The 26,086-nt window shown below is 68.2% G+C and carries 22 protein-coding genes; 5 read left to right on the forward strand and 17 right to left on the reverse strand.

Going from position 1 to position 26,086, the window contains the following annotated elements:
- Positions 1 to 113: 113 nt before the first annotated feature.
- The 12 genes from IEX72_RS01725 to IEX72_RS01780 all read right to left on the reverse strand — a co-directional run bounded on the left by IEX72_RS01725 (position 114) and on the right by IEX72_RS01780 (position 15,761).
- A complete protein-coding gene (locus IEX72_RS01725; RefSeq protein ID WP_188785649.1) occupies positions 114 to 1,370 on the reverse strand; it encodes a hypothetical protein in 1,257 nt (418 codons plus the stop codon).
- 7 nt (positions 1,371 to 1,377) lie between these two features.
- Positions 1,378 to 3,432: a DUF456 domain-containing protein gene (locus tag IEX72_RS01730; RefSeq protein WP_188785650.1), complete on the reverse strand. Its 2,055-nt coding sequence runs from the start codon at positions 3,430 to 3,432 to the stop codon at positions 1,378 to 1,380.
- 51 nt (positions 3,433 to 3,483) lie between these two features.
- Positions 3,484 to 4,917 (reverse strand): hypothetical protein, encoded by a 1,434-nt coding sequence (locus IEX72_RS01735; RefSeq protein WP_188785651.1) that lies wholly within the window; start codon positions 4,915 to 4,917, stop codon positions 3,484 to 3,486.
- Positions 4,914 to 8,333, reverse strand: a complete 3,420-nt coding sequence (locus IEX72_RS01740; RefSeq protein ID WP_188785652.1) for a tubulin-like doman-containing protein — start codon at positions 8,331 to 8,333, stop codon at positions 4,914 to 4,916. Before IEX72_RS01740 ends, IEX72_RS01735 begins: the two co-directional genes overlap by 4 nt.
- A gap of 186 nt (positions 8,334 to 8,519) precedes the next feature.
- Positions 8,520 to 9,347, reverse strand: a complete 828-nt coding sequence (truA, locus tag IEX72_RS01745) for a tRNA pseudouridine(38-40) synthase TruA (RefSeq protein ID WP_188785653.1) — start codon at positions 9,345 to 9,347, stop codon at positions 8,520 to 8,522.
- An 8-nt stretch (positions 9,348 to 9,355) separates the two neighbouring features.
- Positions 9,356 to 10,651: a histidine--tRNA ligase gene (gene hisS, locus IEX72_RS01750; RefSeq protein WP_188785654.1), complete on the reverse strand. Its 1,296-nt coding sequence runs from the start codon at positions 10,649 to 10,651 to the stop codon at positions 9,356 to 9,358.
- Between the two features lie 123 nt (positions 10,652 to 10,774).
- Positions 10,775 to 11,977 (reverse strand): outer membrane protein assembly factor BamB family protein, encoded by a 1,203-nt coding sequence (locus IEX72_RS01755; protein ID WP_188785655.1) that lies wholly within the window; start codon positions 11,975 to 11,977, stop codon positions 10,775 to 10,777.
- Between the two features lie 68 nt (positions 11,978 to 12,045).
- Complete coding sequence (locus IEX72_RS01760; protein WP_188785656.1) at positions 12,046 to 12,927, reverse strand: DMT family transporter; 882 nt, start codon at positions 12,925 to 12,927, stop codon at positions 12,046 to 12,048.
- Between the two features lie 163 nt (positions 12,928 to 13,090).
- Positions 13,091 to 13,693 carry a DUF7411 family protein gene (locus IEX72_RS01765; protein WP_188785657.1) on the reverse strand — a complete coding sequence of 201 codons (603 nt, stop codon included), beginning with the start codon at positions 13,691 to 13,693 and terminating at the stop codon, positions 13,091 to 13,093.
- Position 13,694: 1 nt separating this feature from the next.
- A complete protein-coding gene (locus IEX72_RS01770) occupies positions 13,695 to 14,057 on the reverse strand; it encodes a DNA-binding protein (RefSeq protein WP_188785658.1) in 363 nt (120 codons plus the stop codon).
- An 89-nt stretch (positions 14,058 to 14,146) separates the two neighbouring features.
- Positions 14,147 to 14,602, reverse strand: coding sequence for a 30S ribosomal protein S19e (locus IEX72_RS01775; RefSeq protein ID WP_188785659.1), 456 nt, complete (start codon positions 14,600 to 14,602; stop codon positions 14,147 to 14,149).
- A 109-nt stretch (positions 14,603 to 14,711) separates the two neighbouring features.
- The gene (locus tag IEX72_RS01780; protein WP_188785660.1) at positions 14,712 to 15,761 is read right to left on the reverse strand and encodes a lysylphosphatidylglycerol synthase transmembrane domain-containing protein; all 1,050 of its coding nucleotides are present in this window, start codon (positions 15,759 to 15,761) and stop codon (positions 14,712 to 14,714) included.
- A gap of 231 nt (positions 15,762 to 15,992) precedes the next feature.
- Between IEX72_RS01780 and thiL the strand changes: the two genes are divergently transcribed.
- Positions 15,993 to 16,865 (forward strand): thiamine-phosphate kinase, encoded by an 873-nt coding sequence (gene thiL, locus IEX72_RS01785; protein WP_188785661.1) that lies wholly within the window; start codon positions 15,993 to 15,995, stop codon positions 16,863 to 16,865.
- Positions 16,866 to 16,883: 18 nt separating this feature from the next.
- On the opposite strand, the gene IEX72_RS01790 is transcribed toward thiL, so the two are convergent.
- From IEX72_RS01790 to IEX72_RS01800, 3 genes are all read right to left on the reverse strand, one after another.
- Positions 16,884 to 18,023 (reverse strand): site-2 protease family protein, encoded by a 1,140-nt coding sequence (locus IEX72_RS01790; RefSeq protein ID WP_188785662.1) that lies wholly within the window; start codon positions 18,021 to 18,023, stop codon positions 16,884 to 16,886.
- Positions 18,024 to 18,169: 146 nt separating this feature from the next.
- Positions 18,170 to 18,436: a DUF7123 family protein gene (locus tag IEX72_RS01795; protein ID WP_188785663.1), complete on the reverse strand. Its 267-nt coding sequence runs from the start codon at positions 18,434 to 18,436 to the stop codon at positions 18,170 to 18,172.
- Positions 18,437 to 18,804: 368 nt separating this feature from the next.
- On the reverse strand, positions 18,805 to 19,608 hold the full coding sequence (locus tag IEX72_RS01800) for a molybdopterin synthase (protein ID WP_188785664.1): 804 nt from the start codon (positions 19,606 to 19,608) through the stop codon (positions 18,805 to 18,807).
- A 151-nt stretch (positions 19,609 to 19,759) separates the two neighbouring features.
- Between IEX72_RS01800 and pyrH the strand changes: the two genes are divergently transcribed.
- Complete coding sequence (pyrH, locus tag IEX72_RS01805) at positions 19,760 to 20,479, forward strand: UMP kinase (protein WP_188785665.1); 720 nt, start codon at positions 19,760 to 19,762, stop codon at positions 20,477 to 20,479.
- 2 nt (positions 20,480 to 20,481) lie between these two features.
- Positions 20,482 to 22,140, forward strand: a complete 1,659-nt coding sequence (lysS, locus tag IEX72_RS01810; protein ID WP_188785666.1) for a lysine--tRNA ligase — start codon at positions 20,482 to 20,484, stop codon at positions 22,138 to 22,140.
- Positions 22,141 to 22,147: 7 nt separating this feature from the next.
- Here lysS and IEX72_RS01815 read toward each other — a convergent pair whose 3' ends face one another.
- A complete protein-coding gene (locus tag IEX72_RS01815) occupies positions 22,148 to 22,588 on the reverse strand; it encodes a universal stress protein (RefSeq protein ID WP_188785667.1) in 441 nt (146 codons plus the stop codon).
- Positions 22,589 to 22,630: 42 nt separating this feature from the next.
- On the reverse strand, positions 22,631 to 23,518 hold the full coding sequence (locus tag IEX72_RS01820) for a universal stress protein (protein WP_188785721.1): 888 nt from the start codon (positions 23,516 to 23,518) through the stop codon (positions 22,631 to 22,633).
- A gap of 97 nt (positions 23,519 to 23,615) precedes the next feature.
- Between IEX72_RS01820 and IEX72_RS01825 the strand changes: the two genes are divergently transcribed.
- A complete protein-coding gene (locus tag IEX72_RS01825) occupies positions 23,616 to 24,065 on the forward strand; it encodes a pyridoxamine 5'-phosphate oxidase family protein (protein WP_188785668.1) in 450 nt (149 codons plus the stop codon).
- A gap of 94 nt (positions 24,066 to 24,159) precedes the next feature.
- Positions 24,160 to 25,974: a site-2 protease family protein gene (locus IEX72_RS01830; protein ID WP_188785669.1), complete on the forward strand. Its 1,815-nt coding sequence runs from the start codon at positions 24,160 to 24,162 to the stop codon at positions 25,972 to 25,974.
- Positions 25,975 to 26,086 lie beyond the last annotated feature (112 nt).

Genomic DNA, 26,086 nt, shown 5'->3' on the forward strand with positions numbered 1-26,086 from the left:
CCGGTCGTCGTCGGCCGTGTCGCGTGCGTGGCCGATCGGATATCATACCCGGACCTGGAATCCGGAGTGACAAAAAACACCTGCCCGGAGCGGGATCGCTTGATCGCGGCGGGTCACACCAACCCGGACGGGAGGAGGATCGCAACAACCACGAGCGCGAGCGCACCGGCGCCGGCCGACGCCACGACCCCGGCACCGATCGCCCGCCGGCGCTGCCGGTCCCGGTCACCCGCGGGTTCGATGGTGACGCCGTACGGCTCCAGTGCGGACGCGAGCGCCTCGCGGGCGGCGTCGGGGCCGATCACAGCCGCGACCCGCGAGACGGCGTCACCGACGGCTGCGGGGTCGGCGTCGACCGCCGGCGGGTCCGACGACCGGTCGGGGCCGTCGCCCGCCACGACGGCGAGGAGCGCGCCGGCCCAGACCGCCGCCACCAGAAGGCTGCCGACAGCGAGAAGCCACCGCGAAACCGATCCGACACCCCCCGACCACGCCACCCCGACAGCAGCCCCGACAGCGACGCCGCTCGGGAGGCCGTAGGAGAGCGTCCGACGGAGTTCCCGCCGGGTGACCGCGGGCGGCGACGACGGGACCGCGCGGACGCCCAACTCGGCGGTGATATCGGCCCGATCGACCGCGGCCGCGACGCCGGTCGCAACGGGGACCGACGCCGATTCGAACCCCGCGGCCGCCGACTCGACGGCATCATCGATGGCAGCGGTCGCGGCCGCCGCTCGCCGACGGTCGAGCCACGCCGAGAACTCCGGGCCGGGCGTCACGCGGTCGACATTTCCCGTCGGTCGAACGATGACATCGGCGCCCGCGATAGTCTCGACAGCCGTCGATTCTGAGACCGCGACGGCGTACCCCTCGAACGTCTCGGTGACGTGTGCAAGCGTCGCCGCGGCGGTGTCGTAGTCGGGGACCGCCAGGTCCACCGCACCCAGGTCGTCGACCGCGTCCTGGATATCCGCCGGCCCGACCGACTGCTCGGCGAGGCCACGCTCGACCGCCGTGAGCGAGTCCGGGTCGAACGCCGACCCGTCGTCGAGGGCGTCGTAAAGCGCCTGTGTCCCGCCGGAGGCGCGCTGGATCGTCCACTCCCGGCGCGCCGAAAGCGCCCGGAGGCGGTCGAACAGGGGTGAGAGGAGGGCCTCATCGGTGCCGGACTGGTAGGTCGCCACGAACTGCTCGGGGCTCCGGCGGTGGATGTTGACCTGGATACGGACCAGTCCCGCGCCCGGGTCGTAGAACGCCGCAACACCCGCGTTAAACTCGCGTTTGATCCGTTCGAGCCGGCGGTCGTCGGCCTCGCCGTCGGAGTCGTAGATCGGGCGGCCACCGCTGCCGTAGAGGCGGAATCGACTCATACCGTGGTCACTGGTTGATCCGCTGCATGAACTGGCGGGCGCCTTTGAGAACCGAAGAGGGGCCGCGAACGTTGATCCGTAACTCGTCGGTGCCCGCCGGGTCCTCGTTTTTGATGTCGTACCACAACAGGTACAGCGGGTCGGGGTCGGTTGCCCCGCCGAAGATCTGGGTGATCTCGGGGTTCTGTTCCCGGACGATCTCGTCGCGGACGTAGTCACAGAACGCCCGGTAGCCGTCTGCCTGGGGAGCCGCACTCGACTCGCGGTGCGACTTGAAATCGTCGAGCATCCAGTCAGCCATCGTGCCCACGATCACGACTTCCTTCTCGGGGTAGATCGCCTGGATCGCCTCGTACCACCCGAGGTAGTCGGCGACCGCGTCGCGAGTGGGGCCTTTGACGCCGTAGTTCAGACCGTCGTACTCGATTGTCCGGATGTCGCTCCGGCGGTAGTCGTCGTACTCTTCGGGGGTGACGACACGGTCCCGGAGGTACGCGGGGACGTTGCCCCGCTCGATCACCGGCGCGACGAAATCGTCGAGCGGGAGCGTCAGCACGATCCGGTCGGCGTTGTGCACGCACCCCCGAATCCCGGGGATCATGTCCGAGAGGGTCTCGGCCTCCCGGATCGACTGTGTCGCCGCCTCCCACGACGACTTCGGGTCGATGTCGGGTCCGTCGTCGGTGACATCCCCGTCGCCGAAGAGGCTCGCCTCGGAGGCGTTCGCGAGTCCGCCGGAGCTGTCTCCGAAGGGGCTGTCCGACCCGGAGTCGTCGTACGTCGATCCCGCCGCTCCGGCACTGGTCGTGCCCCCGGACGCGCCTCCCGAGTCGGAGCCGGTCTGAGAGCTCACTCCCGACGACGAACCGGGACTGCCGTCGCGGCCGTCGCCGTCGTCGCCGTCGTCGGTCGCGCCCCACTGGACCGCCGAGTCGCTGTCGTCGTCGCCGTCGTCGCCTTCCGAAAAGGGGATGTCGAAGTCCGAGCTCTCGCGTTCGCCCCCGTCAGTGGCGATCTCCGCGTCGCCGCCCTGGGTCTGTTGGGTCGCCTTCTCCATCACCTCCGCGAGGATGTCCTCTAGGGCCTCGCCGGGGTAGTCGACCACGCTGAACCGGACGCGAGTCGGGACGAACCGCCCCCACGAGTACGGGAGCTCGAGCAGCATCGGCTGGCTCTCCCCGGACCCGTCACCCCCCGGCTGGAGGGTCGCAGGTGTCGGGTCGGGAAACTGCGTGCTCTCGATGCTCTGGCGCAGTCTACTGACTCGGGTGGCCGCCGCGCCGCCCTCATCGACGTTGTCGCGGATGTAGAGGTGGATCCCGCCGAACACCGCGCTCTTGCCGCTCCGCTTCGGGCCGAGCATGATGGCGTTCAGCCCCCGCTCGTAGGTCGTGAAGTACCGGAGCGCGGGCAGGAGCACGATCACGCCGACGAGGTGTGCCGCGGCGTCGGTACCCACCACGCCCTCGAAGGCGAACGTCTGCGTGCCGAACCCGTCGGCGACGGCCACGACCGGGCTCCGGTAGACCACGTGGGCCTCGAAGAGGCCGAAGACCGCGAGAGCGGCGGTGAGCCAGAAGATGAGCGCCGGGATCCGGGGGAACTCCCGCTGGTCGGCGTCGATGCCGTCGAACGTGACGCCGCCGATCCGGAGGGTCACGACGGCCGCGAGAAGCGCCGTCAGTACGGTGTTGGGACCGAAACTCGTCGCCAGGGGTTCGACAAAGACGCCCCGCGGGATGAACACCACCGGCACCGCAAGCAGGGTCGCGACCGTGAGGACCGCTCCTTGGACGTATTTGAACGAGTCGAGCAGAAGCCCCACCACGAGCCCTACAAACACCCCGAGCGGGATGTAGTAGAAAAACGTCGGCGCGACCCCGGCCGCGTTCATCCCGCCTCTGAGGCCGTGCCTAGCGACGCTCCACGGACGGTGTCCCCACGCGGTCGCGAGGAGTTCGATCACGGACACGCTTGCGACGAGCAACAGCCCGATGGAGGCGAGAAACAGGAGCCGCCGCTGTCTCCTGTTCGACGGGGCGAGCGTCGGAAACGACATCATATCAGTGTTCTCACCCGTGAATGTACTAAAACCCATCCCACTACCCGGTGGTCACAGTCGACGTAACACGTCGTCGTACCCACGTGACTCGGTCCTGGACACCGGGAGCACCCTCCCGAGGTAGGCGGTCCCGAGTCGGAGGATGTCGGTCCGGAGGAAGTTGAGGAACTCGTCGTCGTCGAAGTCATCGTCGCCGTGGATGTCGAGCGCGATGTCGGCGTCGGTCGCGACCACGTAGACATCGGGCATCGAGGCGGCGCCGCAGGCCTCCCCGATCCGGTGGTATCTGCCTGCGTCCCCGACTCCGTCTTCGGGTTCCCACAGGTACGCAGGGGTGTTCACCCACGACTCGTCGAACTCGCCGCCCTCCTCCACCAGGTACTGGTCGATGATCTCATCAAGCGGGGCCAAAAGCAGCATCACGTCCGCGCCCACTAACCGGTCGAGGTGGGCGCCGCCCGAGCGCCGGAGCACCGACCGGACCGACGCCGGGGCCGCGAGCAGGAGGTGCCGACGGAACCCGTACCACGCGCGTGATCCGAGCGACGACCGCTCCTCGGCGACCGTCTCGATCGCCGCGGCGTCCTCGTCGGTCACCGGACGGATGTTGTCGTACGCCACCTTCCGCCGGCGGACGAAGACGCCACTGCCCGGCTGGTACTGGAACGCCACCCGGCCGGTGACGGAGGGCTGGGAGTGCTGCAGGGCCCGCGCGTCGTTCAGCACATCACCGCCCTCAAGCGTGGTCGCGCCGTACCGCCGGTCGGCAGCGTCGTACAACCCGCCGAGAAAGCTCGACACTGTCCCGTCATCGGGCGAGGAGATGACGACGTCCGTCACGTCGGAATACCTCGTGAAATACCCCATCAGGTAGACGAGCGCCGACACCGCGAGGAGATCCACAACCGGTGTCAGGGGGCCACCCGCGACCTGGTCGACCGTGGGGGTGTTCTGCACGACGACAATCGGGCTCCCGTAAGCGAGGTACCGCTCGAGGAACCCCACGACCGCGGTCCCAGCGACGGCAGCGTAGAGGCCACGCGCGGCGGTCGGGAACGACACCCGGCCGTTGCTGAACGGTGGGGCGGTCCCGCCGACCGTGGCCACGACGCCACCGACGACGACGCCTGTCGCGATCGCCGTGGGATACGCCAGGAAATCGATCCGCCACCGACCCAACACGACGAGCGTGGGCACGAACACCAACCCGATTGCCGCCAGAAGCAGGATCCCTTGGACGTGTTTGTCCTCGTCGAGCGCGAACGCGACCACGAGGACCGCGCCGAACAGCGCCACGAAGACCACCGTGCCGTTGATCCCCCACCCCATCGTGCGGCCGAACCCGTGGACGAGGTGGTATACCAGGCCGTGGTCGTCCCACGCGGCGACGAGCATCCGCGAGGCAGCGGCTGTGGCCGCGAGGATGGCGACGAGCGCCACGATCAGACGGAGCGCCTCCGCGCGACGCGACCCCGACCGGCTCATGTGTCAGTGTCGAGGTCGATCGAACTCGGGAAGGTCGTCCGGCCGATGTAGTCCTGCTGGAGCATCTCTATTACCTCTCCCTCGTCGGAGTTGAGAAGCGCGTAGATGTCCGCGGGCTCTGTGACATCCAGCAACTGGTCCCGGTAGACGTAGCCGCCCTCGTCGGAGCCACCGATCGTGGAATCCCTGCCGTCGGTCCCGTGGACGTGCCGGATCCGAACGGCTTCCCGGAGGTCATCACGCTGGGACTCGTAGGACGTCTTGTAGCCACGAGTCGGCTGGTTGAGCTGGCGGATGTTGTCGAGGAACACCCCGCCGATGAACGTAACCATCGAGAGGTCCCACGGGGCGCCGTACCCGACTGATTCGTGGCTGTACCCGTTGGCGTCCTCCAGGAAGTAGAGTTCGGACTCGTCGAACTGTTTGCGGGCGGTGTTGAATACGGGGTGTCCGGGGTTTTCGTCGTCGTCGAACGCCCGGCTCATAAAGACGTTCCCGATGTAGTGGCCGTCGTAGATCGTGCTGTCGGAGTCGGTGTACTCGTCGCTGGCCTTGGTGTCTATCTGGATTTCGCGCTCCCGGAGACAGCCGAGTTCGTCGTTTTTGGCCGCGTTTTCCGCGAAATCTTTGAAATACGACTGGATCTTTCGCATCTCAGTGGTGTTCTCCTGGCTCCAAACGCCCGACTCCGCGATGTCGTTGTACTGGAGCAGGCCGACCTGGTCCTCGGATTGGATCTTGCTGACGTACGGGCTCTCGGAGCTCCCGCCGACGTTCGTCGGGTGGTCGATCTCAGGGGTGTCAGGACCGAACTCCTCGTCGTCGTCGTCGTAGCCGTGGTCGTAATCGTAGTCCATCACGATCCGGCGGAGGGAGTCGTAGACCTCGGTTCGGGACTCCACGTCCTCGATCCGGGCGTTTAGGTCGGACCGCTTCGATTCAACAGGGCCGAGGTACGCGTTATGGACGGCGAGGTAGACCAGTCCGGGGTCGTCGAACCCGTTGCCGTCCGCGAGGAACTCGTCGAACACCGCCTGCGCGGAGTCGGCATCGAGGTCGTCGAGCCGCTCACGCATCGATGACACCGGGTCGTCGGTGTCGCCCGGCCACTCGAGACTGAAGTCGGTGCTTTGCCACTGGGCTCGGTAGTCTTCGACGACCTCGGTGGCCTCGAAGTCCGAAACCGCGGATTTGAACTCACGGATAATGCGTTTGCGGTGCGTGTTGCGGCGCTCCGTGAGTTCCTGTGTGAGGTCTTCGAACAACTCGTCGACGGCGAGCCTGCAATCGAAGTCGTCGGTGAAATCCCCCCGTTCGGCTTTTGGTGAGATGTCGATGGGGCTGTCGCGCACCTCCTGTAAGTAGCCGATGTACTCCTCTTGTCTGTCCTCTTTACTCCCGAGGATGTTTCCGACCAACCCGGTGTTGTTGATGTCGTACCACGCCTCGTATGCACGTTGGGTCTGTTCGACCGCCTCCACCAACTCCCGTCCGTCGATCGGATCGAGACCGACGTCGCGGAGCTGTGCGTTGAGCCGGTCGAAATTGAACGTCAGTCCCCCCGAAACGTTGTCGGGGCTGTTGGCCTTGGATATCTTCCGTAGCTCGTCTCCGAGCTCGTTTCGGAGCGCGTCGAGTTGGGTCTCGATCTCGTCGGCGCTGGATTGTATTTCCACCAGCAGTTCGAGGTCGTCCGTGACTGCCTCACGCCACGATTCGAGGGTGTGATCACGAGCCTCCACGAGGTCCGCGTCGAGATCCGCGAGCAGTTCGAGGTTCGACTCGTGCTGGTTGGCTTCGCCGTTGAGCGCGTTGATCCGATCCTCGATCCGCTGTGCGCCGATCCAGCCCTGGCGAGTGGGGTAGAGTGCCGCAGCCAACGCCTCGTTTACCTCCTCTTCGTCGACGAGTTTGAGCGCGCGGAGCAGGTTCGCTCGAAGCTTGAGCGCGCGGATTTCGTCGCGGAACACGGCCGCAAGCGCCTGGTCGTCCGGCTCGCTCGGGTAGATGTCGTCGACGGGTTCCAGCGCTTCGACTCGGTCCGGGAGACGAGTCACGAGCTGTTTTTTGAGTTCACCTTCCGAGAGGTCCGCGTAGTTCTCTCTGATCGCTTCGATCCACCCGCCGAGTTGGTCGCGCCAGTCTTTGAGCGCGTCGTTGTCGACGTGGCCGAACGTCTCTTCATCCTCGATCCACGATTGAAGGGTGTCGAGTCGGTTCCGGAGCGAACTCGCCTCGTCACCGCTGAGCGCAAACTGGTCGTTTTCGACCGTCAGCCCGTCCTGTGCCGTGTCGAGCGCGTCGGCGATCTCTCCGCCCCACTCGTGGATAAAGAAGTCGTGGAGTTCGTCATACAGCGTGAGTTCCGCGTCGAGTGCGGTCCGTTTTGCTTCCTGGTACTCGTTGATCGCCCGCTTGGCCTCCCGGATGTCACCGACGTCGTACCGGAGGATCTGTGGAATCGCGACGGTGAACGGGGCGTACGCTTTGGGAACCCGCTCGGAGTTATCGGAGTCGAGGAAGGTCGTGAAGTCGTTGGTGGTCGCCTCCCGGGCGACGACGGTCTGGACCATCGCGTCGAGGAAGGTATCGCGGTTCTGGAGGTTGCGGGCGGGACCGAACGGAAGGAGGACGATGTTGGTGAAGGGGTTGTTCTCCTCCTCGGTGAGCGCGAGATACTCCAGTTCCGAGAGCGCAGCGAAGGTGTTGGCGGTCCGTCGATCTTTCTCTTGGAGCCCGGGGATACTCGCGATCAGGTGGAGTTCGTCGACCTTCGGCGCGACCAGCTTCGCGAGATCGAGATACATCCCCGAACCGGTTCCGCCCCCGAGTCCCACAACGATCGTGGCGGTGTCACCCGAGAGCCGCCTAGCGAACCCCTCCATGTCCCCGTTTCCGGCGCGGCTAGCGTGGAACAGCGCCTTGCTCAGCCCGCGTCGTCGAAGCACCCCTTGACCGTAGCCGTCGGTCAACATCGAGTCCTCGTTCTCCAGCCACCACGCGCGGAGGCGGTCTTGGGTTGCGATCTGGTTGACCGTCACTTCGGACGTCAGACCCGCACGGGAGATGAGGTTGTCCGGCGCGTCGTCAAGCGGATTGATGTATTCGAGTTCGGTGTTGACCGTTGAGGGGGTCCGGCCGGAGCGTTCGGCGATCCGCTTGATGCGCTCGTTGATCGACTTCACACTGCGCTCGTCGGCCGGCTGTTCGTCCCTCGCAGTGTCGATCATGAACGCTTTGAACTCCTGGTCGTCGTCGTTGAGCGTTTGACGATCCTTGATCGCGACAGCCTCTTCTACAATCCAGTCCTTTGAGAGGTAATGTTTCACCGTGGTTTTGCCGGCGTTTCCGATACCGATAATATTGTCCGGGAGGCTCAGATCTTCCTCGTCCAACCCGTCCCCATCAGTAGACATAGTTGCTGATTGGTGAACGAACCGGCATAAATATTGTCGTGGATACACGACCACGCCGGCCCGAAACCGCTGGACAACTCCCGGAACCCCGCGTCGGAACCGAACTCAGGCGAGTGTCGATGGAGTACGAAGCAGTATGTCACCGTTCTCGCGGTGTCCAGTCGCATCGCTACCCGCGGCGGGCTCCTACCACACTGTGTTGGGATCCGCTCCGTCGACCGACGCGAGCCGGGCGGCCACGCGGGCCCGAACCCGCGCCGCCCGTCCGCGGTCGCCGAACACTTCGGCCGCGCTCGCGGCCGCTTCCGGGTCCCGCTCGAACGACAGATCCGGATACGAAACGTCGGTTAGAACCAGCGGTTCGGGCGGTGCTTTCGGGACCCCATCGGGCCCGTCCACTGGCTCGGATCCGAGCAGCCGACGCACCCACGCCGGCGACCGGGTACCGGTGCCGACGCCCCTGACGACCGAGGCGAGCCGGCGGACGAGGTGGCGGGGAAACCCGTCGGCCGCGGCCCGAATCCGGAGAAACGCCCCGTCGCGGTCGAGGTCGATCGAGAGATCCCGGGCCGTGCCCGCGTCGTCGGTCGTGAGGTTGTGAAAGTCGTGCTCCCCGTCGAGGATTGCCGCGGCGTCGGCGGCGCGGTCGTCGTCGAGGTCGGGTGCGTAGAGGAGGTAGACGTACGCCCGGCGGGTCGCGTCGTGGGTGGCGTGGAATCCCTCCGGCGCCGGCGCCGACGCCCACGCCCGGATGTCGGCGGGGAGTTCGCCGTTCAGCGCCCGCGGGGTACACCACTCGGGACACTCAACGGCGACGGTCTGGGCCGTCGCCGACACGCCGGCGTCGGTGCGCCCGGCGGCCGCGTACCCCGCGGGGCGGTCCCGGTCCGAACGGGCGAACACGCCGAGGGTCTCGAGCGCGTCGAACACCGCACCCTCGACGGTCGGAACCGTCGGCTGGCGCTGGTATCCGTGGAACGGCCGACCGTCGTAGGCGATCCGGAACGCGCGCACGCCGTCACCTACGTTATGTCGTCGTACGTCGGCGACGCCGCGTCGCCCGGGAACGACTCCACCGGGACCGTGGTCTGGTCGCCGGAGTCCATGTCCTTGACCGTCACCTCGCCGTTCTCGAGGTCGCGCTCGCCGACGATCACGACGGTCTCTGCGTTGATCCCGTCGGCGTACCCCATCTGCGCGCCGAAGCTCCGGTCGGAGACGTCGACCTCAACGACGTTGCCCGCCGCGCGGAGGTCGCGGGCGATCCGCGACGCGACCCCGCGGGTGTCGCCCACGGTTAACACGTAGTAGTCGGTCGCGAGCGCCTCGTCGGGCCAGACCCCGGCCCGCTGGCAGAGCAGCGACAGCGGCGCGGTCCCGAGCGCGACCCCGACCGCGGGGGTTGGCTGGCCGCCGAAACTCTCGATGAGGTCGTCGTACCGGCCGCCGCCGAACACCGACCGGGAGACGTCGCCGGTGGAGTCGAAACACTCGAAGACGACACCGGTGTAGTAATCTAGCCCGCGGGCGGTCGAAAGCGACACCGTGCAGTACTCACGGGCGCCGAAATCCGCGGCCGCGTCCAGGACCGCCCGGAGGTTCGCGACCGCGCTCTCGACTTCCGCGCCGCCGAACGCCGCGATCTCGTCGAGGTCGCCGGTCGTTACCAAGTCGTCGAACGACTCGGCCTGGTCGTACGAGAGCCCGGCGTCAGAGAGCAGCCCCAGGTACTCCGCGCGCTCGATTTTCGCGCGTTTGTCGACCGCGCGGATGGCGTCGCGGCTATCCACATCAGCGTCGAACGACCGGAGCAGCCCCCCGAGGATGTCGCGGTGGGAGACCCGGAACTCGAAGTCCTCGCCGGTGAGTCCGAGGTCGGTGAGCGCGGCGGCGGCGACCGCCAAGATCTCCGCGTCGGCCGTCGGCTCCGCGGAGCCGAAGCTGTCGATGTTGGTCTGGTAGAACTCCCGGAACCGGCCCTGTTGGACCTGCTCGAACCGCCAGAACGGGCGGGTGGAAACCCACTTGATCGGTTTCGACAGCGCCTGCTGTTTTGCGACCACCATCCGGGCGACCGTGGGGGTCAACTCCGGCGTCAGCGACACCTCGCGGCCGCCCTGGTCCTTGAAGGCGTACAACTCCTCAACGATCCCGTCGCCGCTCTTGTCGGCGTACATTTCGGTCCGCTCCAACGCGGGCGTGGCGATCTCGCGGAAGCCATAGCGGGCGGCGGCGTCCTCGAGCGTGTCGATGACCACCCGCCGCGCGGTCATCTCCTCGGGGTAGAAGTCGCGAAACCCCTTGAGTCGGTCGTACATACCCCGAGGTTCGGCGGTGTCGCGCTTGAAACTGTTGAAGCCGGGGCGGGGGTCGGCGGCCCGATCCGTCGGGCCAGGGTGGAAGAGACGCCGATCGGAACGCGGGGACGACCGGATCGTCCGCTAGGCTTCGATCGGGTACAGCCGCGTCCAAAATCGGGACGCGACGTAGAGCCCGCCGCGGTGAACCCGCGCGTCGAAGACGCGCCGGAACTCCGTGTCCCACCCGCAGCCGTCGGTGTGGTGGGTCTCCACCAGCCGAACCCGGGCGTCGCGGTCGCCGTCGACGATCCGGTGGCGGTGCCCGGTCCGGTCGATCGCGAACACCTCCGGCTCGCCGGCCGCGACGGCGTCGACCGGGACGCCGGCGTCGTACTCCCACCGGGGGGTGCCGGTCTCGGCGTCGATCTCCCCGCCGATATCCGTCGACACCGCCGCCACCCGGCCGTCCGCGCCGCCGACGTAGAGGGTGTCGTCGGCGCGGGCGGTGCTTGTCGCGTCGCTGACGACCCGTTGGGTCCGGCGGATCGTCGCGTCCGGCACGTCGACGAACGCGACGGTGCCGTCGTCGGCGACGACCACGACGAACTCCCGGTCGACGACCGCGAGCGGCTGGGTGACGCGGTCGGGGAGGGAAAACTCCCACACCGACTCCCCGGTTTCGGGGTCGAACCCGTGGAGGGTGCCCTCCCGCGCCGCGGCGACGACGACGCCCGCAGCCAGCACCGGGCCGGCCCACACCTGCCCCGAGATGGGCGTCGCCCACGCCTCCGACCCGTCGTCGCGGTCCAGCGCGACCACGCGGTGGGTGAAGTCGGTGGGGTCCGTCGGGTCGGCGTTCGGGTCCGTCGAGCGGGAGACCCCGACGTAGACCCGGCCGTCGGTCACCAGTGGTTGCCCCCACGCCCCGCCGCCGTGTTCCTCCCGACCGCCGGGGTCGTAGATCCACCGTCGGTCGCCCGTTTCGGCGTCGAGCGCGCGGACCGTGTCGCGGCCGGTGCCGACGTAGACGGTGTCACCGGCGCGGGCGGGCACGCCGAACCCGCCGCCCGCCGCGACGACACTCCACTGGACCTGTGCGCTGAACGGTTCGATCGCCGCGAGCCGGTGGTCGGTGTCGCCGGTCACGCCGTACCCCTCCGGGAGCAGGAGGTCGTTGCCGCTGGGGACCGTCGGGCCGAGTCGGCGCCGACCGACGTACGTCCACTGGGGCTCCACGAGGGGGCGACACCGGGTGGCGAGGTGCCACCCCCCGGCACCGACCACGCCGGCAGCGCCAACCGCACCGGCCGCGGCGAGGAGGCGTCTGCGGGACCACTCGGGCATCGTTGGGGGCGAAGTGCGCGATCGACTAAGTTTCCGCGGTGGGGGTCGCGATGCGCTGCAACTCCCGCTCACGCCGCGATCAGCCCGACCCCCACCACCGCCAGCCCCGCGGCCACAAGCCGGATGCCGAACGCCTCCTCGCGGAGCAGAATGCCACCGAGCACGACCGCGACCACCGCCTGGGTGTTGATGATCGGCGACGCGATCGACGCCGGAACCAGGGAGAACGCCAACGACGTGGCGTGTTCCGCGACCGCGACCCCGCCGCCAGCGAGAATAAACCGCGGGAGCGAACCCCGGAGCGGCACCCACTCCCGGATCGCGAGCGGGAGCACGACCACGAGCACCCCGCCGAGCAGAAACGGCACCCACACCGTCAGCGGGATCTCGTACTCCTGGAGCACCAGCCGTTTCCCCACGTCGCCGAGGGCGAAACACGCCGCGCTCGCCAGCGCGAACTGCGCCGACCGCGCGGTCGCCGCCTTCCGGAGCGGCGCGAAGAGCGGGCCGCGCCGGTAGTTCGCGACGTACACCGCGAGCGTGGCGACTACGACCCCGGTGACCTGGATCGAGGTCAGCCGCTGGTGGAGCACGAGCACCTCGAGCGGGAGCACGAACACCGGGATGATCTTGCTGATTGGCGCGACGTAGGAGACCTCCCCCAGGTCGAGCGCGCGGAGAAAAAGCAGGAACGCGGCCGCACTGGCGACGACGGTGCCGAGCGTGACAGCGACGCCGACGGCCCCGACCGCCCCGGGCGACGGGAGCCGGTCGAGCCCCCCACGGGTCGCCGTGATCGGCAGGTACCACGCGACCGCCGCGGCGTTGATCCCGACGGTCAGGACCGTCCCCGGGTACGACGAAAAGTAGCGCTTGAGCGCGAAGATGTAGCCGCCCCAGACGAACGCCGCCGCCACGGCATACGCGATGCCCGGTCCTGGAGGGAACACGCTTCAGGGTGGGCGCCGGCGAACAAAACCCGTTCGGATTCCCACCGCCGTACTGTTCACGTAGGATCACTTCGACACAAGATGCCTCGAAAGCCCCCAGTGACTCGCTGGAGTCGGGGGCTTTCGAGGTAACCCCGGGGTCACCTGCCTATTCGAACACTGTCTACTGCTCGCCGTCACGCACACCACGGACGTACGACTGGTCGTGATCCGGGAACACCGACTCGACGGTCGCCGACCCGTGGTCGTCCGCGAGCAACGCCCGGAGTTCCGCCTCGTAGTCGGCTTTCGGGACCGACGCGGAGGGGCCGGTCTCGACCCGGAGGGTCTCGGCCACCAACCGGTCGACCGCGTGGCGGCCCAGCCCCGCAAGCGGCGAGAGGTAGTCGACCCCGTGGCGGTCCTCCAGGCTCTGGGCTTGGGCCCGGGAGACTGTCGGCACCCGGTCGTCGCGGCGCGTACCGTCGGCCACCGCGTCGACGTCAAGCCCCGAAACCCGTTCTAAGGCGTGCTCGTGGACGTGCTGGATGCCGTTTCGGGGGTAGCCGTCGTCGAGCATTATGTCGGCGGCTGCCTCGGCAACCGAGCGGTCCAGATCGATCGGCTCGAAGCCGTACTCCAGTCGGTCGGCGGCCGCCTCGGCGTGGGTCCAGTCGTCGGTGATCCCGAACCGACCGGTCACGAGCCGGACGTCGTAGAAGGAGTCCAGAAACAGCGCCGCGAGCGTGGAGTCCTTCCCGCCACTGTAGAGGAGCGCGAGGTCCACGTTACCGGCGCTGGATGTCGAAGCTCTTCGAGTCGGGCTTGAGTTCCCGCAGCAGGTCCTGCATCTGCTCGTCGTCAATCCGGTCTTGGATCCGGCCGCTCTGGGCAAGGGCGGTCAGCTGTTTTTTCACCGATTCGGCGAACTCGGGTTTCGACATCTCGATGGCGTTCAGCCGCTGGCGGGCGTCGTCGGTGAGATACTGCTTGAGCATCGCCTCCTGTTTGGCCTCGGCCTGTTCGCGGGCCGCCTCCTGCTGGGCCTGGGCGTCGGCCCCGCCCTGTTGGCCGCCGGCCTGCTCGCGAAGCTGCTGTTTTTTCTGCTCTCGGAGTTCCTCCAGTCGGTCGTCGTCGGGGGTTCCACTCATCGGCTTCGAATTTCGTCGCAGCAGTAAAAACCGTTACGTCGGCGTGGCGTTCGCGGCGGCCGTGCGCCCCCGGTTCGCCGGGGACGAGTTCAGGCGTACCGTTCGAGCTCCGGGCGATCGAGGTCGTCGAGGACGTCGGCGGCGGCGTTGTCGAGAAAGCTGCGGCCGTCGGGCGTAATCCGGCGGCCCTGGCCCTTCGCGGTCTGGACGAGCCCTTCGTCTTCGAGCTGCTGGAGCGCGGTCCGGATGATCTTTTTGCTCCCGTTTGCGGAGCTGTTGCCGGCGACGCGGTACCGGTTGGAGCCACGCTTGCGCCCGCCGTACTCCGTGGCGAGGCGGTCGACACCGATCGGGCCGTTCTTTGCGACCTTCCGGAGGAGCGACGCCGACCGGACGTACCAGAAGTCGTCCTGTTGGGGGGGGAGTTCGCGGCTGTGGCCGGTCTTGGCGAACTCGATCCACTCCGGTTCCTCGATGCGATCCGCGAGGCGGCCGGCGACGTCCTCAATGAGGGCGTCGGCCGGAACGTCGTAGACGCTTACCATACCGTTTGGTTCCCGGCGGCGTCGTTTAAAGCCATCGTATCGGTGCTACGGCGGGTGACGCGGTCGTTCAGTCGACCGGAAGATCGGCCTGCCCGCCCGCTGGTCGGACTCACTCCGGTTCGCCGCGGAATCCGTAGCCGGTGCCGATCCACCCTACCGCCGCGCCGCCGACAAGAACCGGGATCCAGTAGACCGCCCCGCGGAACAACACCACGGCCGCGACCACGGTAGGTTGTGTCACCTGCGGCAGCGGCGCCGCCAGAAGCAGGAGCACCAGAACGGTCTCGATCCCGCCCGCACCGCCGGGCAGCGGCGTCACGCCCGCGATCGCGCCGATCGGGACGACCACGAGAACGATCGACACCGGTACGCTCGCTCCGACGGCCTCGAACGCCACGGAGAGCGCGATCGTCTGCGACAGCCACCCGGCGGTAGAGGCCGCGAGCGCGACCGCCAGCCGCCGCGGGTTGGCGGCGACCCGCTCGATCGCCCGAAAGAAGCCGTCGATGCGGTCTTCGATCCCCTCGGGCGTCGGAACGGGGACGCGCGGGAGCCGCCGGGCGAGCGCGCGGATCACCGGCGTCAGACCAGCAACGACCCCGGCCTCGAGCCCGTAGCGCCGGCGCCACCCGAGATACACCAGACTGGGGACAAGGACGGCCAGGACGACCACGCCACCGACGGCAACGAGGAGGTTTCGGTTGGCACCGAGTGCGACCTCCGTCGCGAAGTAGCCCGCACCCAGGAGCGCGATCGTGATCGACGGCACGAAGTTCAGTGTGTCCACGCTCGCGATCGCGGCGAGTCCCCGTTCGTACTCCGCGTCGGTGACCCGGGAGATCAAAAGCGCCGTGATGGGTTCGCCGCCGGCCTGGCCGAACGGCGTGACGTTGTTCGCGAACGTCGCCCCCGAGAACAGCAGGACCGACGAGCGGTATGAGACGTCGACGCCCAACACCCCGAGGACGGTGTACAGCGAGACCGCCCACGCGAGCAGCCACACCACCGTGGCGGCGACAACCAGGAGCAGCGCGTCGGCGTCGGCCGCTCGGAGCGTCGCAAGGAGTTCGTCAACCCCCGCAACCGCGAACAGGACGGCGAACACCGCGGCCGTTGCGGCGAAACCCACGGCCGTGGCGCGGAGGTTCGCCCGGACCATACTACCCGGTCGGCTGTTCCGGGCATCAACCCATCGAAACGGGTGTCTCCGGGTGTCACCTGCGTCGGGCGCGTACCCGAATTAGGTACGTTCCCGACCCGGACGCAGGCTTAGGTACGTTCCCGACCCGGACGCAGGCTTAGGTACGTTCCCGACCCGGACGCAGGCTTAGGTACGTTCCCGACCCGGACGCAGGCGGGGCTTTTTGTCCGCCCGCGTCGGACAGCGGGTATGGACGAACGCTCGGCGCTCCGGCGGCTCGCCGCCGCCGTGCCGGCCGCCGGCGACGACGCCGCCGTGGTCGACGGACTCGTCGTGACCACCGATATGCTCCACGAGGCAACCGACTTCCCGGCGGGAACGACCCGATACACCGCGGGGTGGCGGGCGGTGGGCGCGTCGCTGTCGGACATCGCGGCGATGGGCGCCGACGCGACCGCCGCGGTCGCGGCGTACGCGGCGCCGACGCTCGAGGAAGCCGACCTCGATGCGTTCGTCGCGGGTGCAGTCGACGTGTGTGAGGGCGTCGGCGCCGAGTATGTCGGCGGCGACCTCGACACCGCCTCGGAGTTCGCCGCGGCGACGACGGCGGTGGGTGAAACCGACGCGCCGGTTCGGCGGCGCGGCGCAACGCCCGGCGAAACGGTGTGTGTGACCGGTGCGCTCGGTCGGACCGCTGCGGGGCTCCGGGCGTTCGACGCCGGCGACGTCGACCGCGGCAACGACCTTTTTCAGTTTCGGCCACGGATCGACGCCGGACTGGCGCTCGCGCCGCACGCGACCGCCATGATGGACTCCTCCGACGGTCTCGCCCGGTCGCTCCACCAACTCGCCGAGGCGTCAGAAGTCGGCTTTGAGGTCGACCCGGCGGCGGTTCCGGTCCACGACGCGGTCGACGACTACGCCGACAGCGACTCCGATCGGTGGGAGATGGCGGCGACCGTCGGCGAGGATTTCGAGTTGGTGTGTACGCTCCCCACGAGGGGCGTCGCCGCGGCCCGCGACTCACTCAACAGTGCCCTCACAGAGATCGGCGAAGCAACCGACGGCGGGATCACGGTCGACGGCGAGCCGCTCGCCGACGAGGGGTACACTCACGGGTGAGGGTGCGCCAGCCGGCGCCTACAACGTGGTCACTTCCACCGGGACGAGCATGAAACAGAGCGCACCGAGCGCGAAGGTGGCGATCCCGACAGCGATCCGCGGGGTGTCGAGCGGGGAGTCATCGATGGGGTTTGCGGGGCCTTTGAACGCGATGAACGCCGACAGCACCCCCCAGAACCCCCATAGCACGACCGACTCGTTGAGCGCGTAGCCCGGCCCGTAGTAGAGGTATACTGCGATCCCGAGGAGAGCCGCGGGCACCAGCGCCGCGACCCGCTCTTGGGACTCGCCGAGCATCGCACGCAGGATGTGACCGCCGTCGAGTTGCCCCACCGGAAGCAGGTTCAAGACGGTGAAGAACATCCCCACCCACCCGCCGATGATGACCGGGTTGATCGCGAGCGCGGGGTCTGCGTACTCGGTCGGCTCGCCGAGCAGCGTCGCGATGGCGTTCAACAGCGGCGGGTTGTTGAACACGAGCGCCCGGCCGGTCCCGTCAAGCGCCCACGCCGGGACCGCGACCGGGGGCAACGAGAGTCCGACGGCGGTGACAGCAATCGTCGCTGCGAGCCCCGCAAGCGGCCCCGCGACGCCGATGTCGAACAGGACTTTCCGGTCTGGCATCTGGCCGCGCATCCGGATGATCGCGCCGAGCGTCCCGAACGGGGGGACGAAGGGGATCACGTACGGCAGCGACACATCAACGCCGTGATACCGCCCCAGGGCGTAGTGGCCGAGTTCGTGGGTCGCGAGCACGCCGAGCACGGCCGCGGTGAACGGCCACGCTCGGAGGACGGTGAGCGGGTTCGCGCGGACCTCCGACAGCGGGATGTAGTACCACGTCAGCGCGCCGACCAGAAGCGTTGAGACAACGGTCGCGAGGAACAGCCCGATGTTCTTCCACGGGATCCCGTCGATACCATCGGTGACGGGGCGGGCGACCACCACGTCGGTTCCGCCGGCGCCGGCGGTCGACGCCTGGACCTCGTAGCCCGCCTCGCGGAACGCGGTCCACACCTCACGGATCAGCATCTGCTCGGGGACGAGCGACTCCCCGTAGAACAGCACCCGGTCGCCGTCGCGTCGGGTCTCTCGTAGGTGGAACACCGACCGAAGGGCGTCGATCGGCGGATCCGACGCCGAGTCGGGCGATTCCATTGAAACGCAGTACGTGGTTCAGTCAGATAAACTCCGCGACCGGACAGGGGCCGCGTGCGAGGTGTGACTCCATCAGTATGGGCCGCGTGTGAGGTGTGGCACGCCGGGGGACGGTGGCGCGAGGACAGGGCGGGGGGCGACGCTGCTCAGGCTTCCGGTGCGGGTTCGATCCGCCACGTGGTCGCGCTCGTGTACGACCACTTCTCGACGGTCAGCTCCGAGGCGGAGTCGCGGAGCTTCACCATCAACGCACCGATCTCCTTGGGCGAGAGCCCGACTTCCTCGGCGATGAATTTGGATTTGAAATACATCTCGCCGTTCTGGGCCTTTTCGGTCAGGTAGGACTTCAGGCGGTCCTCTTTCGACGGCTCGTCGCTCGTGGATTCGGCGGAGGGGTTCGTGGTTGCGCTCATTGGTGTCGGCTCACCCGCCGCTTGTCGCCGGTAGAGTATATAAACGGAGGAACGTTCGGTGTAATTCGCCACGATTTAGCCGTAAATGGAGGGTGTCCTGATGGTTTAGCGAAATTTCTGACCGCGTTAAATTGTTTATTCTTGGTTTTAATATTTTATTTCGCCCGAAGTCATAGTGAACTATATTTGCAGTCGAGTCGTCGAACCGGCCGCGGGGTCAGCGGAAAGCGGCGTTGGATCCGGCATCGAGGCTGTCGCGCGGGTGGCGGCGCGACACCCCGAGCGGATCTCCGAGGGGTGAACTACTCCGGGTTGAGGGGTGAACTACTCCGGGTTGAGGGGTGAACTACTCCGGGTTGAGGGGTGAACTACTCCCGGTCGTGGACCCAGAAGTCCTCCTCGACGGTGGTCTCCCGCTTGAAGATCGGGACCTCATCTTTGAGGCGGTCGATGCCGTCGGAGACCGTCTCGAACGCTTCCTCGCGGTGGCCCGCGAGGACGACCACGAAGACGATGTCCTCGCCCGCTCCGAGCGTACCGGTCCGGTGGAACATAACCACCTCCTCGACGCCCTCGCGCTCCATCAGGTCGGACTCGATGGTCCGGAACCGATCCTCGGCGACGCCTTCGTACTTTTCGAACGTCAGTTCGAGCGTCCGGGGGTCTTCCTCACCGTCCTTCGCCCGCACCCGGCCGGTGAAGGTCGCAATCGCGCCGGCCCGGTGGGCACGGGGCGACGCCTTCACCTGCTCGACGAGGGTGTCGAGCGTGACGTGGGGAGCGGCGTCGGCCACCGCATCGAGGATGGCTTCGGTGTCGACGTCGGCCGCAGTCTCGGCCGAGAGCGCCACCTGTTCGGGGTCGGCGTCGCCGAGAGCGACCGTGGGGACCGCAGCCGCGGGGAACCCCACCACCAGTGCGTGGTCGTACGTCGCCGCCAGGTCGTCGAGAACGTCGCCGAGCCCCCGGTCGGAACCGCGTGCGCTCCACGCGCCGTCGCCGTCACCGCCGACGCGGTAGGCGGCTGCAACGCCCTCGAGAGATCCGTCTCCCGCCTGCGATCCGTCCACCCCGTCGGTCCGTTTGACGACCGCGACGCGTCCGTCGAGGTGCGGGGCGACGCGGTCACACAGCGTGCGCGCGCCGGGGCCGGCGAAACCGAGTACCTGCATACTCCCCAATCGGGGTGCCGATCGGCTTTATTTTGTCGGACGTGGGGGAGAGGCGCGAGCGGCGGGGCGTACCCGCCACGGCGCCGTCGGTCCGGCGTCGGTCGCCCCGGGTTGACAACGCTTAAACCCGGTTCGCGGCAACCACGAGGCAATGAGAGTCGTCGTCTGCATCGGCGGGAGCGTACTCGCGCCGGAGCTCGACCCGCGCCGCGTCGAGGGCCACGCCGAAGTCATCGAAGGGCTCGCGGCCGAGGGGTGCTCGGTCGGCGCCGTGGTCGGCGGCGGCGGAGTCGCCCGAGACTACATCCACACCGCACGCGATCTCGGCGCGAACGAGGTCCAGCTCGACCAGATCGGCATCGACGTGACGCGGATCAACGCCCGGTTGCTCGTCGCGGCGCTCGGCGCGGACGCGGATCCGAAGGTCGCCCACGACTACGAGGACGCCGGCGGCGCGATCCGCCGGGGTGACGTGTCAGTGATGGGGGGTGTGATGCCCGGCCAAACCACCGACGCGGTGGCGGCAGCGCTCGCCGAATACGTCGGCGCCGACCTGCTCGTCTACGCGACGAGCGTCGACGGGGTGTACAGCGCCGACCCCGGCACCGACGCCGACGCCGAGAAGTACGACCGCCTGACCCCCGCAGACCTCGTGGACGTGATCGCACCGATGAGCCGCGGTGCCGGCGCCTCGGCGCCGGTCGACCTGCTCGCAGCGAAGCTCATCGAGCGGTCGGGGATGCGAACCATCGTCCTCGACGGCACCGATCCCGGGCGGATCGGCGCGGCGGTGCGGCGCGGCGACCACGGCGGCACCGACGTGGTCCCGGCGGGCGACGACGACGACCCGACCGACTGGGCGGAGGGGTGAGGATGGGCGACAACAACGACTCCCCGGCAGGATCCGGCGCGGGGTACGAGACGGCCGAGGGGTCGCGACACGACTTCTGGGCGGCGGCGGTCGCAGACGAAATCGAGGCCCGCGACCCGGCGGAGCCGATCGTGATCAAAGGCGGCGTCTCGCCCTCCGGGGTCGCCCACCTGGGGAACTTCAACGAGGTCATGCGTGGCTATTTCGTGGCGGAGGTGCTCCGGACCCGCGGCTTCGAGGTGCGACAGGTGTTCACGAGCGACGACCGCGACCCCTTGCGGAAGCTCCCCCGGAAGTTGGCGGACCCCGAGGGCGACATCGTCGGTCTCGGCGACGTCGACGCCGGGGCGCTCGGCCGGAACCTCGGGACGCCTTACACCGACATCCCGGACCCGTTCGGGGAGTCGGCGTCGTACGCCGCCCACTTCGCGTCGCTGTTGAAGGCCGACGCCGACCGGCTCGGCGTACCGGTCGAGATGCTCTCCAACACCGAGCTGTACGAGGACGGCACCTTCGAGCCGGTGGTCGAACACGTGTTAGCGAACGTCGACGAGGCCCAGGCGGTCCTGTCGGCGTACCAGTCGAAAGTCGACGGGGAGTACGTCCCGTTCAATCCGATCTGCGGGAACTGCGGGACGGTCACCGAGACCGTCACCGACATCGACCTCGACGCCGGCACCGTCGACTACGTCTGCACGGACATAACCGCCGGCGGGGACACCATCGAGGGGTGCGGCCACGAGGGCACCGCCACGTTCCGCGAGGGGAAGTTGCCGTGGCGCTTCGAGTGGCCCGCCCAGTGGCAGGTGCTGGGCGTCGACTTCGAGCCGTTCGGGAAGGACCACGCCGAGGGGTCGTGGCCCTCGGGGGAGGACATCGCCCGGAACCTCCTCGAGGTCGAGCCACCGGTGCCGATGACCTACGAGTGGTTCACGCTGAACGGCGAGGCGCTGTCGTCGTCCGCCGGCAACGTCGTCACTGTCCCGGAGATCCTGGAACTTCTGGAGCCGGAGGTGCTCCGGTACTTCTTCGTGCTGAACCCTCGGAAGGCCCGTGACCTGGACCTCTCACGGCTCGACCAGTTGGTCGACGACTTCGACCGCTTCGAGCGGGCGTACTTCGGCGATGTCGACGACGAGTCGGTGACGGCGTTCGCGGAGCGCGCGTACCCTTACGTGGTCGACGAGGTGCGCGAAGACCGGATCCGGCTGCCCTACACCTTCGCCGCGGTGCTCGGCATGACCGACGACCGCGACCTCCGGCTCGAGATGGCGCGAAACGAGGGGTACATCGACGACGACACCCCGGAGTGGGCGGTCGAGGCGGCGCTTGAGCGCGTCGACCGCGCACGCGCGTGGGCCGAACGGATGGACAACGCGTACAACTACCGCATCCAGGAGGCCCTGCCGGACGCCGAGTTCGACAGGGACACCGTGGCCGCGCTTGACGACCTGGCGGCGTTCGTCGCGGCGGGGCACGACGGCGGGGCGATCCAAAGCGAAATGTACGAGACCGCCCGCCGCCACGGCGTCGAGGTCTCCGAGTTCTTCGAGGCTGGTTATCTGCTCTTTTTCGACCAGCCCCAGGGGCCGCGGCTGGGGGAGTTCCTCGGCGAACTCGATTCCGAGTTCGTGGTCCGACGGCTGCGGCGGGAGGGGTAGCACCCGGTTACTCGCCCTGTCCGTCCGGGCCATCGACGACGAGGACCGGCACGGTCTCCGCGTCGAGGACCGCTTCGGTGACGCTGCCGAGCAGGACGGTTTTGAACGCCGACGCCCCCTTTGACCCCATAACCACGAGGTCGATGTCGTGGTCGTCGACGTACGCGAGGAGTTCCTCGTGCGGAACGCCGTCCCGGACGGCGGTGGCGACCGCGAGCTCCGGGCTCGCTCGGTTCGCGACGGTGGTGAGCGCGGTTTCGCCCTCCGTGCGGAAGTTCTCGCGGACGGTCTCGGGATCAACGATCGCGTTGTCGTACGCCGTTCGGGTCTCGATGACGTACACCGCGTGGAGGTCCGCACCCGACTGCCGGGCCAGCGCGACCGCGTGACTCGCCGCCCGGTCGGCTGTGGGACTGCCGTCGGTTGCGAGCAGGATCCGGTCGTACATACGCCGTGGTAGGCGGACCAGCGCAAAGACTTTCGGGGGTCGTCACGAGGCCGGCGGAACCACCAGTACCGGAACGTCGACCGTCCGGAGCACCGTCGACGCGACGCTCCCCAGGAGCTGTCGGTTACGGTTCGAGCGGCCGGACGCACCCATCACCACGAGGTCAACCCCGGCCGTATCGACGTAGTCGCGAACGCGGGCAGCGACGCTCCCGCGTGGCGTCGCGCGCTCGACAGCGGTGTGGACCTCGACGTCCGGGGCGGTCTCGCCGAGTTCGTCTGCGACCGCCCCCACCGCGTCGTGCCCCCGCCGTTCCAGCCGGTCGACGAACTCGGGGTCGAGACCGCCGGCGTTGAACACACCACCCGCAGCCTGGAGGTCGACGACGTTCAACACGTGGACGGCCGCCCCGGACACCCGCGCGAGCGCCGCGCTGTGGTGGGTGGCTGGGGGCGCGGCGTCGCTGCCGTCGGTCGGGAACAGGATCCGCGAGTAGTCGGCGTCGGCCGCGGCGTCGGCGCCCGGAACGACGAGCACTGGGGTTGCGCTCCGACCGAGAAGCCGTTCGGTAACGCCGCCGAGGAACCGTTTCCCGAGGCCGGTGGCGCCCTGCCTGCCGACGACGATCAGGTCAGCGTCCCGGTCAACCGCGTGCGCGGCGATGCGGTCGGCGGGCGTGCCCTCGGCGACGTCTGTCGTGACAGACTGGGCATCCGCGGCGAGTCCCGAAACCTCGTCCACGATCGCCTCCCCTCGCGACCGCAACCGGGTTCGCTCGTCGTTTGTCGCCGTGATCCGGAGCGCTCGCCGCTCAACGACGTGGAGAACCGAGACGGTCGCGTCAAACGTGGCAGCGAGCGCGAGGCCGTGTCCAGCCGCTGCTGTGGCTTCGTCGCTGCCGTCCACGGGGAGCACGATGTGGTCGTACATTGCCTTGCGGCGGCGTTCGAAACCCAGGAGTTTCATATGTTTCGGTACCGGGATCGCCGGAGGCGGTTTTATGTCGATCCGAGACGTACGTCAGGGTATGAACAGGACCGAGTCGATCGGGATGGACGCCGGTGAGCGCGATTCGTTCCTCGGGATCGGCGGCACCGGCGTGATCTCCGTGCCGCGTTCGGACGACAGCCCCCCGCACTCCGTGCCCGTGTCCTACGGCTATGACCGCTCGGAGACGACGTTCTACTTCCGGCTCGCCGTCGGTTCCGACAGCGCCAAGCAGGACGCGGGTGGCAGTTCGGTCACGTTCGTGGTGTACGGGCAGGAAGGCGGTGCCTGGCAAAGCGTGGTGGTGACCGGGCGGCTGGAGGAGACCAGCGAGGCGTCGGTGGCGACAGGGTCGCTCGAAGGGCTCCAGCGGGTCCACATCCCGCTTGTCGACATCTTCGGTCGGCCCACGAAGGACGTGCCGTTCGGGTTCTACCGGCTTGTCCCCGACGAGATAACTGCCCGGAAGGAGTCGTCGGACCCCCAGTAGCGGGTGGAGTGATCGCTCCCGCCGGGACCGCGGGCGGAGGCGGAGCTTCCACAACCCGACACGTCTTTTGGCGCGCAACCCGTCTCTCCACACGATGAACACGCTTCTGTGGGTGCTCGTTGGACTCGCCGCGTACTCGGCGGTCGCGCTCTTGCTCTCGCGGCGCGGGCTGCTCCCGAGTTCGGTGCGGCTCCAAGGCCCCTTCGCCACCGTCCACACGAAGCGGGGGCGGGCGTTCATCGACCGGATCGCCGCCCCGAAGCGGTTCTGGCGCGCGTGGACCAACCTGGGTGTTGGCGCCGCGCTGGTGATCATGGCCGGAATGTTCCTTTTTTTGTTCCTCCAGGGAATCGCGATCCTCCAACAGCCCCCGCCGGCGTCGTCGGTAAACCAACCCCAGAACTTCCTCGTTGTCCCCGGAGTCAACGACTTCCTGCCGCTTTCGGTCGCCCCGGAGATCGTCTTCGGGTTGCTCGTGGGGCTCGTGGTCCACGAAGGCGGCCACGGCATTCTCTGCCGGGTTGAGGGCATCGAGATCGAGTCGATGGGGGTGTTCCTGCTCGCGATTATCCCGCTGGGCGCGTTCGTTGAACCCGACGAAGAGAGCCAGCGCGAGGCGTCACGGGGTGGCAAAAGCAGGATGTTCGCCGCTGGCGTGACCAACAACTTCGCCGTGACCATCATCGCGTTCGCGTTGCTTTTCGGGCCGATCATCGCGAGCGTCGGCGTTGCCCCCGGAATGGCGGTCGCGGACTCCTACGACGGGTCGCCCGCCGCCGCAGCAGGCATCGGCCCCAGCGACCGGATCACCGCGGTCGGTGGCGTCCCCGTCGACAACGAGACCACGCTCAACGCCGCCCTGCTCGGAGCAGACGGGCGGACGGTGACGGTCGAACTCGACGGCGGGGCGAGCGCGGCCGGCCGAGCGGCTCGAACCGCGGAGGTCGAACGATCGCTCGTGGTGGTGGATTCGGCCTCCGGCAACCCCGCGAACCTCTCTGTCGACGGGTCGGCGGTGAACGTGACCGCGGTGAACGGGTCGGTGGTGACCACCCGAGCGGGGTTCGCTGACGCCGTCGGCGAAAACAGGGTCGTCGAGGTTGAAACCGGGCGCGGGACCGTCGCGATCCCCGCCGGCGCGTACCTCACGCGCGTTGCCGAGGACGGCCCGCTCGCCGAGGCTGGCGCGCCGACCGACGCCGGCGTGATCGTGACCGCGATCGACGGGCAGCGCGTGGTCTCGGCCACCGAACTCACCCGTGTGCTCGACGGCACCGAACCCGGCCAGACCGTGTCGGTCGAACTCTACTATGGCGGGTCCGCCGAAACCCACAATGTCGAACTCGGGACCAACCCGCAGGACGACACCGGCTTCCTCGGCGTCAACATCTTCCCGGGGACCAGCGGGCTGCTCGTGACCGACTTCGGCGCGCAGGCGTACCCAGCGGGAACCTACCTCGAACTCCTCGGCGGCGACGGCGGCCCCGACGCAACGAGTCTCTCGGGGTCGATCGCGGAGTCACCGCTCGGAACCGTCTACATCTCGCTCGTGCTTCCGCTTGCCTCCTTGGTGTTCGGCATTCCCAACTTCCCCGGGTTCACCGGGAACGTGCTGAACTTCTACGCGGTGGGCGGACCGCTGGGCGGCCTCGGTGGTGGGGTGTTTGTCCTCGCGAACGTCACCTTCTGGATGGCGTGGATCAATCTTCAACTCGCGCTGTTCAACTGTATCCCCGGCTACCCGCTCGATGGTGGCCGGATCCTCCGGGCGTGCGCGGAGGCGGTTGTCTCCCGGCTCCCTATCCCCGACCGAAACCGGGTCGTGAGCACGATCACGACTGCCGTCGGCGTGACGATGCTGGCGTCGCTTTTGATTCTGGTGTTCGGGCCGACCCTGCTCGGCGGGTGATCAAGCGGGTGTCGGGAGGCGAAAGTCGAGGGCCGTCTCCGTCGCGTCGCTGTCGGGGGTCGCCGTCGCGTCGCTGTCGGGGGTCGCCGTCGCGTCGCTGTCGGGGGTCGCC

The organism is Halobellus salinus (genome assembly GCF_014646875.1).
Classification (GTDB): Archaea; Halobacteriota; Halobacteria; order Halobacteriales; family Haloferacaceae; genus Haloquadratum; species Haloquadratum salinum.

Bases quoted from the DNA above. Each gene is read 5' to 3' on its own strand.
- IEX72_RS01725 (WP_188785649.1), bottom strand. From the start codon at position 1,370: ATGAGTCGATTCCGCCTCTACGGCAGCGGTGGCCGCCCGATCTACGAC.
- IEX72_RS01730 (WP_188785650.1), bottom strand. From the start codon at position 3,432: ATGATGTCGTTTCCGACGCTCGCCCCGTCGAACAGGAGACAGCGGCGG.
- IEX72_RS01735 (WP_188785651.1), bottom strand. From the start codon at position 4,917: ATGAGCCGGTCGGGGTCGCGTCGCGCGGAGGCGCTCCGTCTGATCGTG.
- IEX72_RS01740 (WP_188785652.1), bottom strand. From the start codon at position 8,333: ATGTCTACTGATGGGGACGGGTTGGACGAGGAAGATCTGAGCCTCCCG.
- hisS (WP_188785654.1), bottom strand. From the start codon at position 10,651: ATGTACGACCGACTCAAGGGGTTTCGCGACTTCTACCCCGAGGAGATG.
- IEX72_RS01755 (WP_188785655.1), bottom strand. From the start codon at position 11,977: ATGCCCGAGTGGTCCCGCAGACGCCTCCTCGCCGCGGCCGGTGCGGTT.
- IEX72_RS01770 (WP_188785658.1), bottom strand. From the start codon at position 14,057: ATGAGTGGAACCCCCGACGACGACCGACTGGAGGAACTCCGAGAGCAG.
- IEX72_RS01775 (WP_188785659.1), bottom strand. From the start codon at position 14,602: ATGGTAAGCGTCTACGACGTTCCGGCCGACGCCCTCATTGAGGACGTC.
- IEX72_RS01780 (WP_188785660.1), bottom strand. From the start codon at position 15,761: ATGGTCCGGGCGAACCTCCGCGCCACGGCCGTGGGTTTCGCCGCAACG.
- thiL (WP_188785661.1), top strand. From the start codon at position 15,993: ATGGACGAACGCTCGGCGCTCCGGCGGCTCGCCGCCGCCGTGCCGGCC.
- IEX72_RS01790 (WP_188785662.1), bottom strand. From the start codon at position 18,023: ATGGAATCGCCCGACTCGGCGTCGGATCCGCCGATCGACGCCCTTCGG.
- IEX72_RS01795 (WP_188785663.1), bottom strand. From the start codon at position 18,436: ATGAGCGCAACCACGAACCCCTCCGCCGAATCCACGAGCGACGAGCCG.
- IEX72_RS01800 (WP_188785664.1), bottom strand. From the start codon at position 19,608: ATGCAGGTACTCGGTTTCGCCGGCCCCGGCGCGCGCACGCTGTGTGAC.
- pyrH (WP_188785665.1), top strand. From the start codon at position 19,760: ATGAGAGTCGTCGTCTGCATCGGCGGGAGCGTACTCGCGCCGGAGCTC.
- lysS (WP_188785666.1), top strand. From the start codon at position 20,482: ATGGGCGACAACAACGACTCCCCGGCAGGATCCGGCGCGGGGTACGAG.
- IEX72_RS01815 (WP_188785667.1), bottom strand. From the start codon at position 22,588: ATGTACGACCGGATCCTGCTCGCAACCGACGGCAGTCCCACAGCCGAC.
- IEX72_RS01820 (WP_188785721.1), bottom strand. From the start codon at position 23,518: ATGTACGACCACATCGTGCTCCCCGTGGACGGCAGCGACGAAGCCACA.
- IEX72_RS01825 (WP_188785668.1), top strand. From the start codon at position 23,616: ATGAACAGGACCGAGTCGATCGGGATGGACGCCGGTGAGCGCGATTCG.
- IEX72_RS01830 (WP_188785669.1), top strand. From the start codon at position 24,160: ATGAACACGCTTCTGTGGGTGCTCGTTGGACTCGCCGCGTACTCGGCG.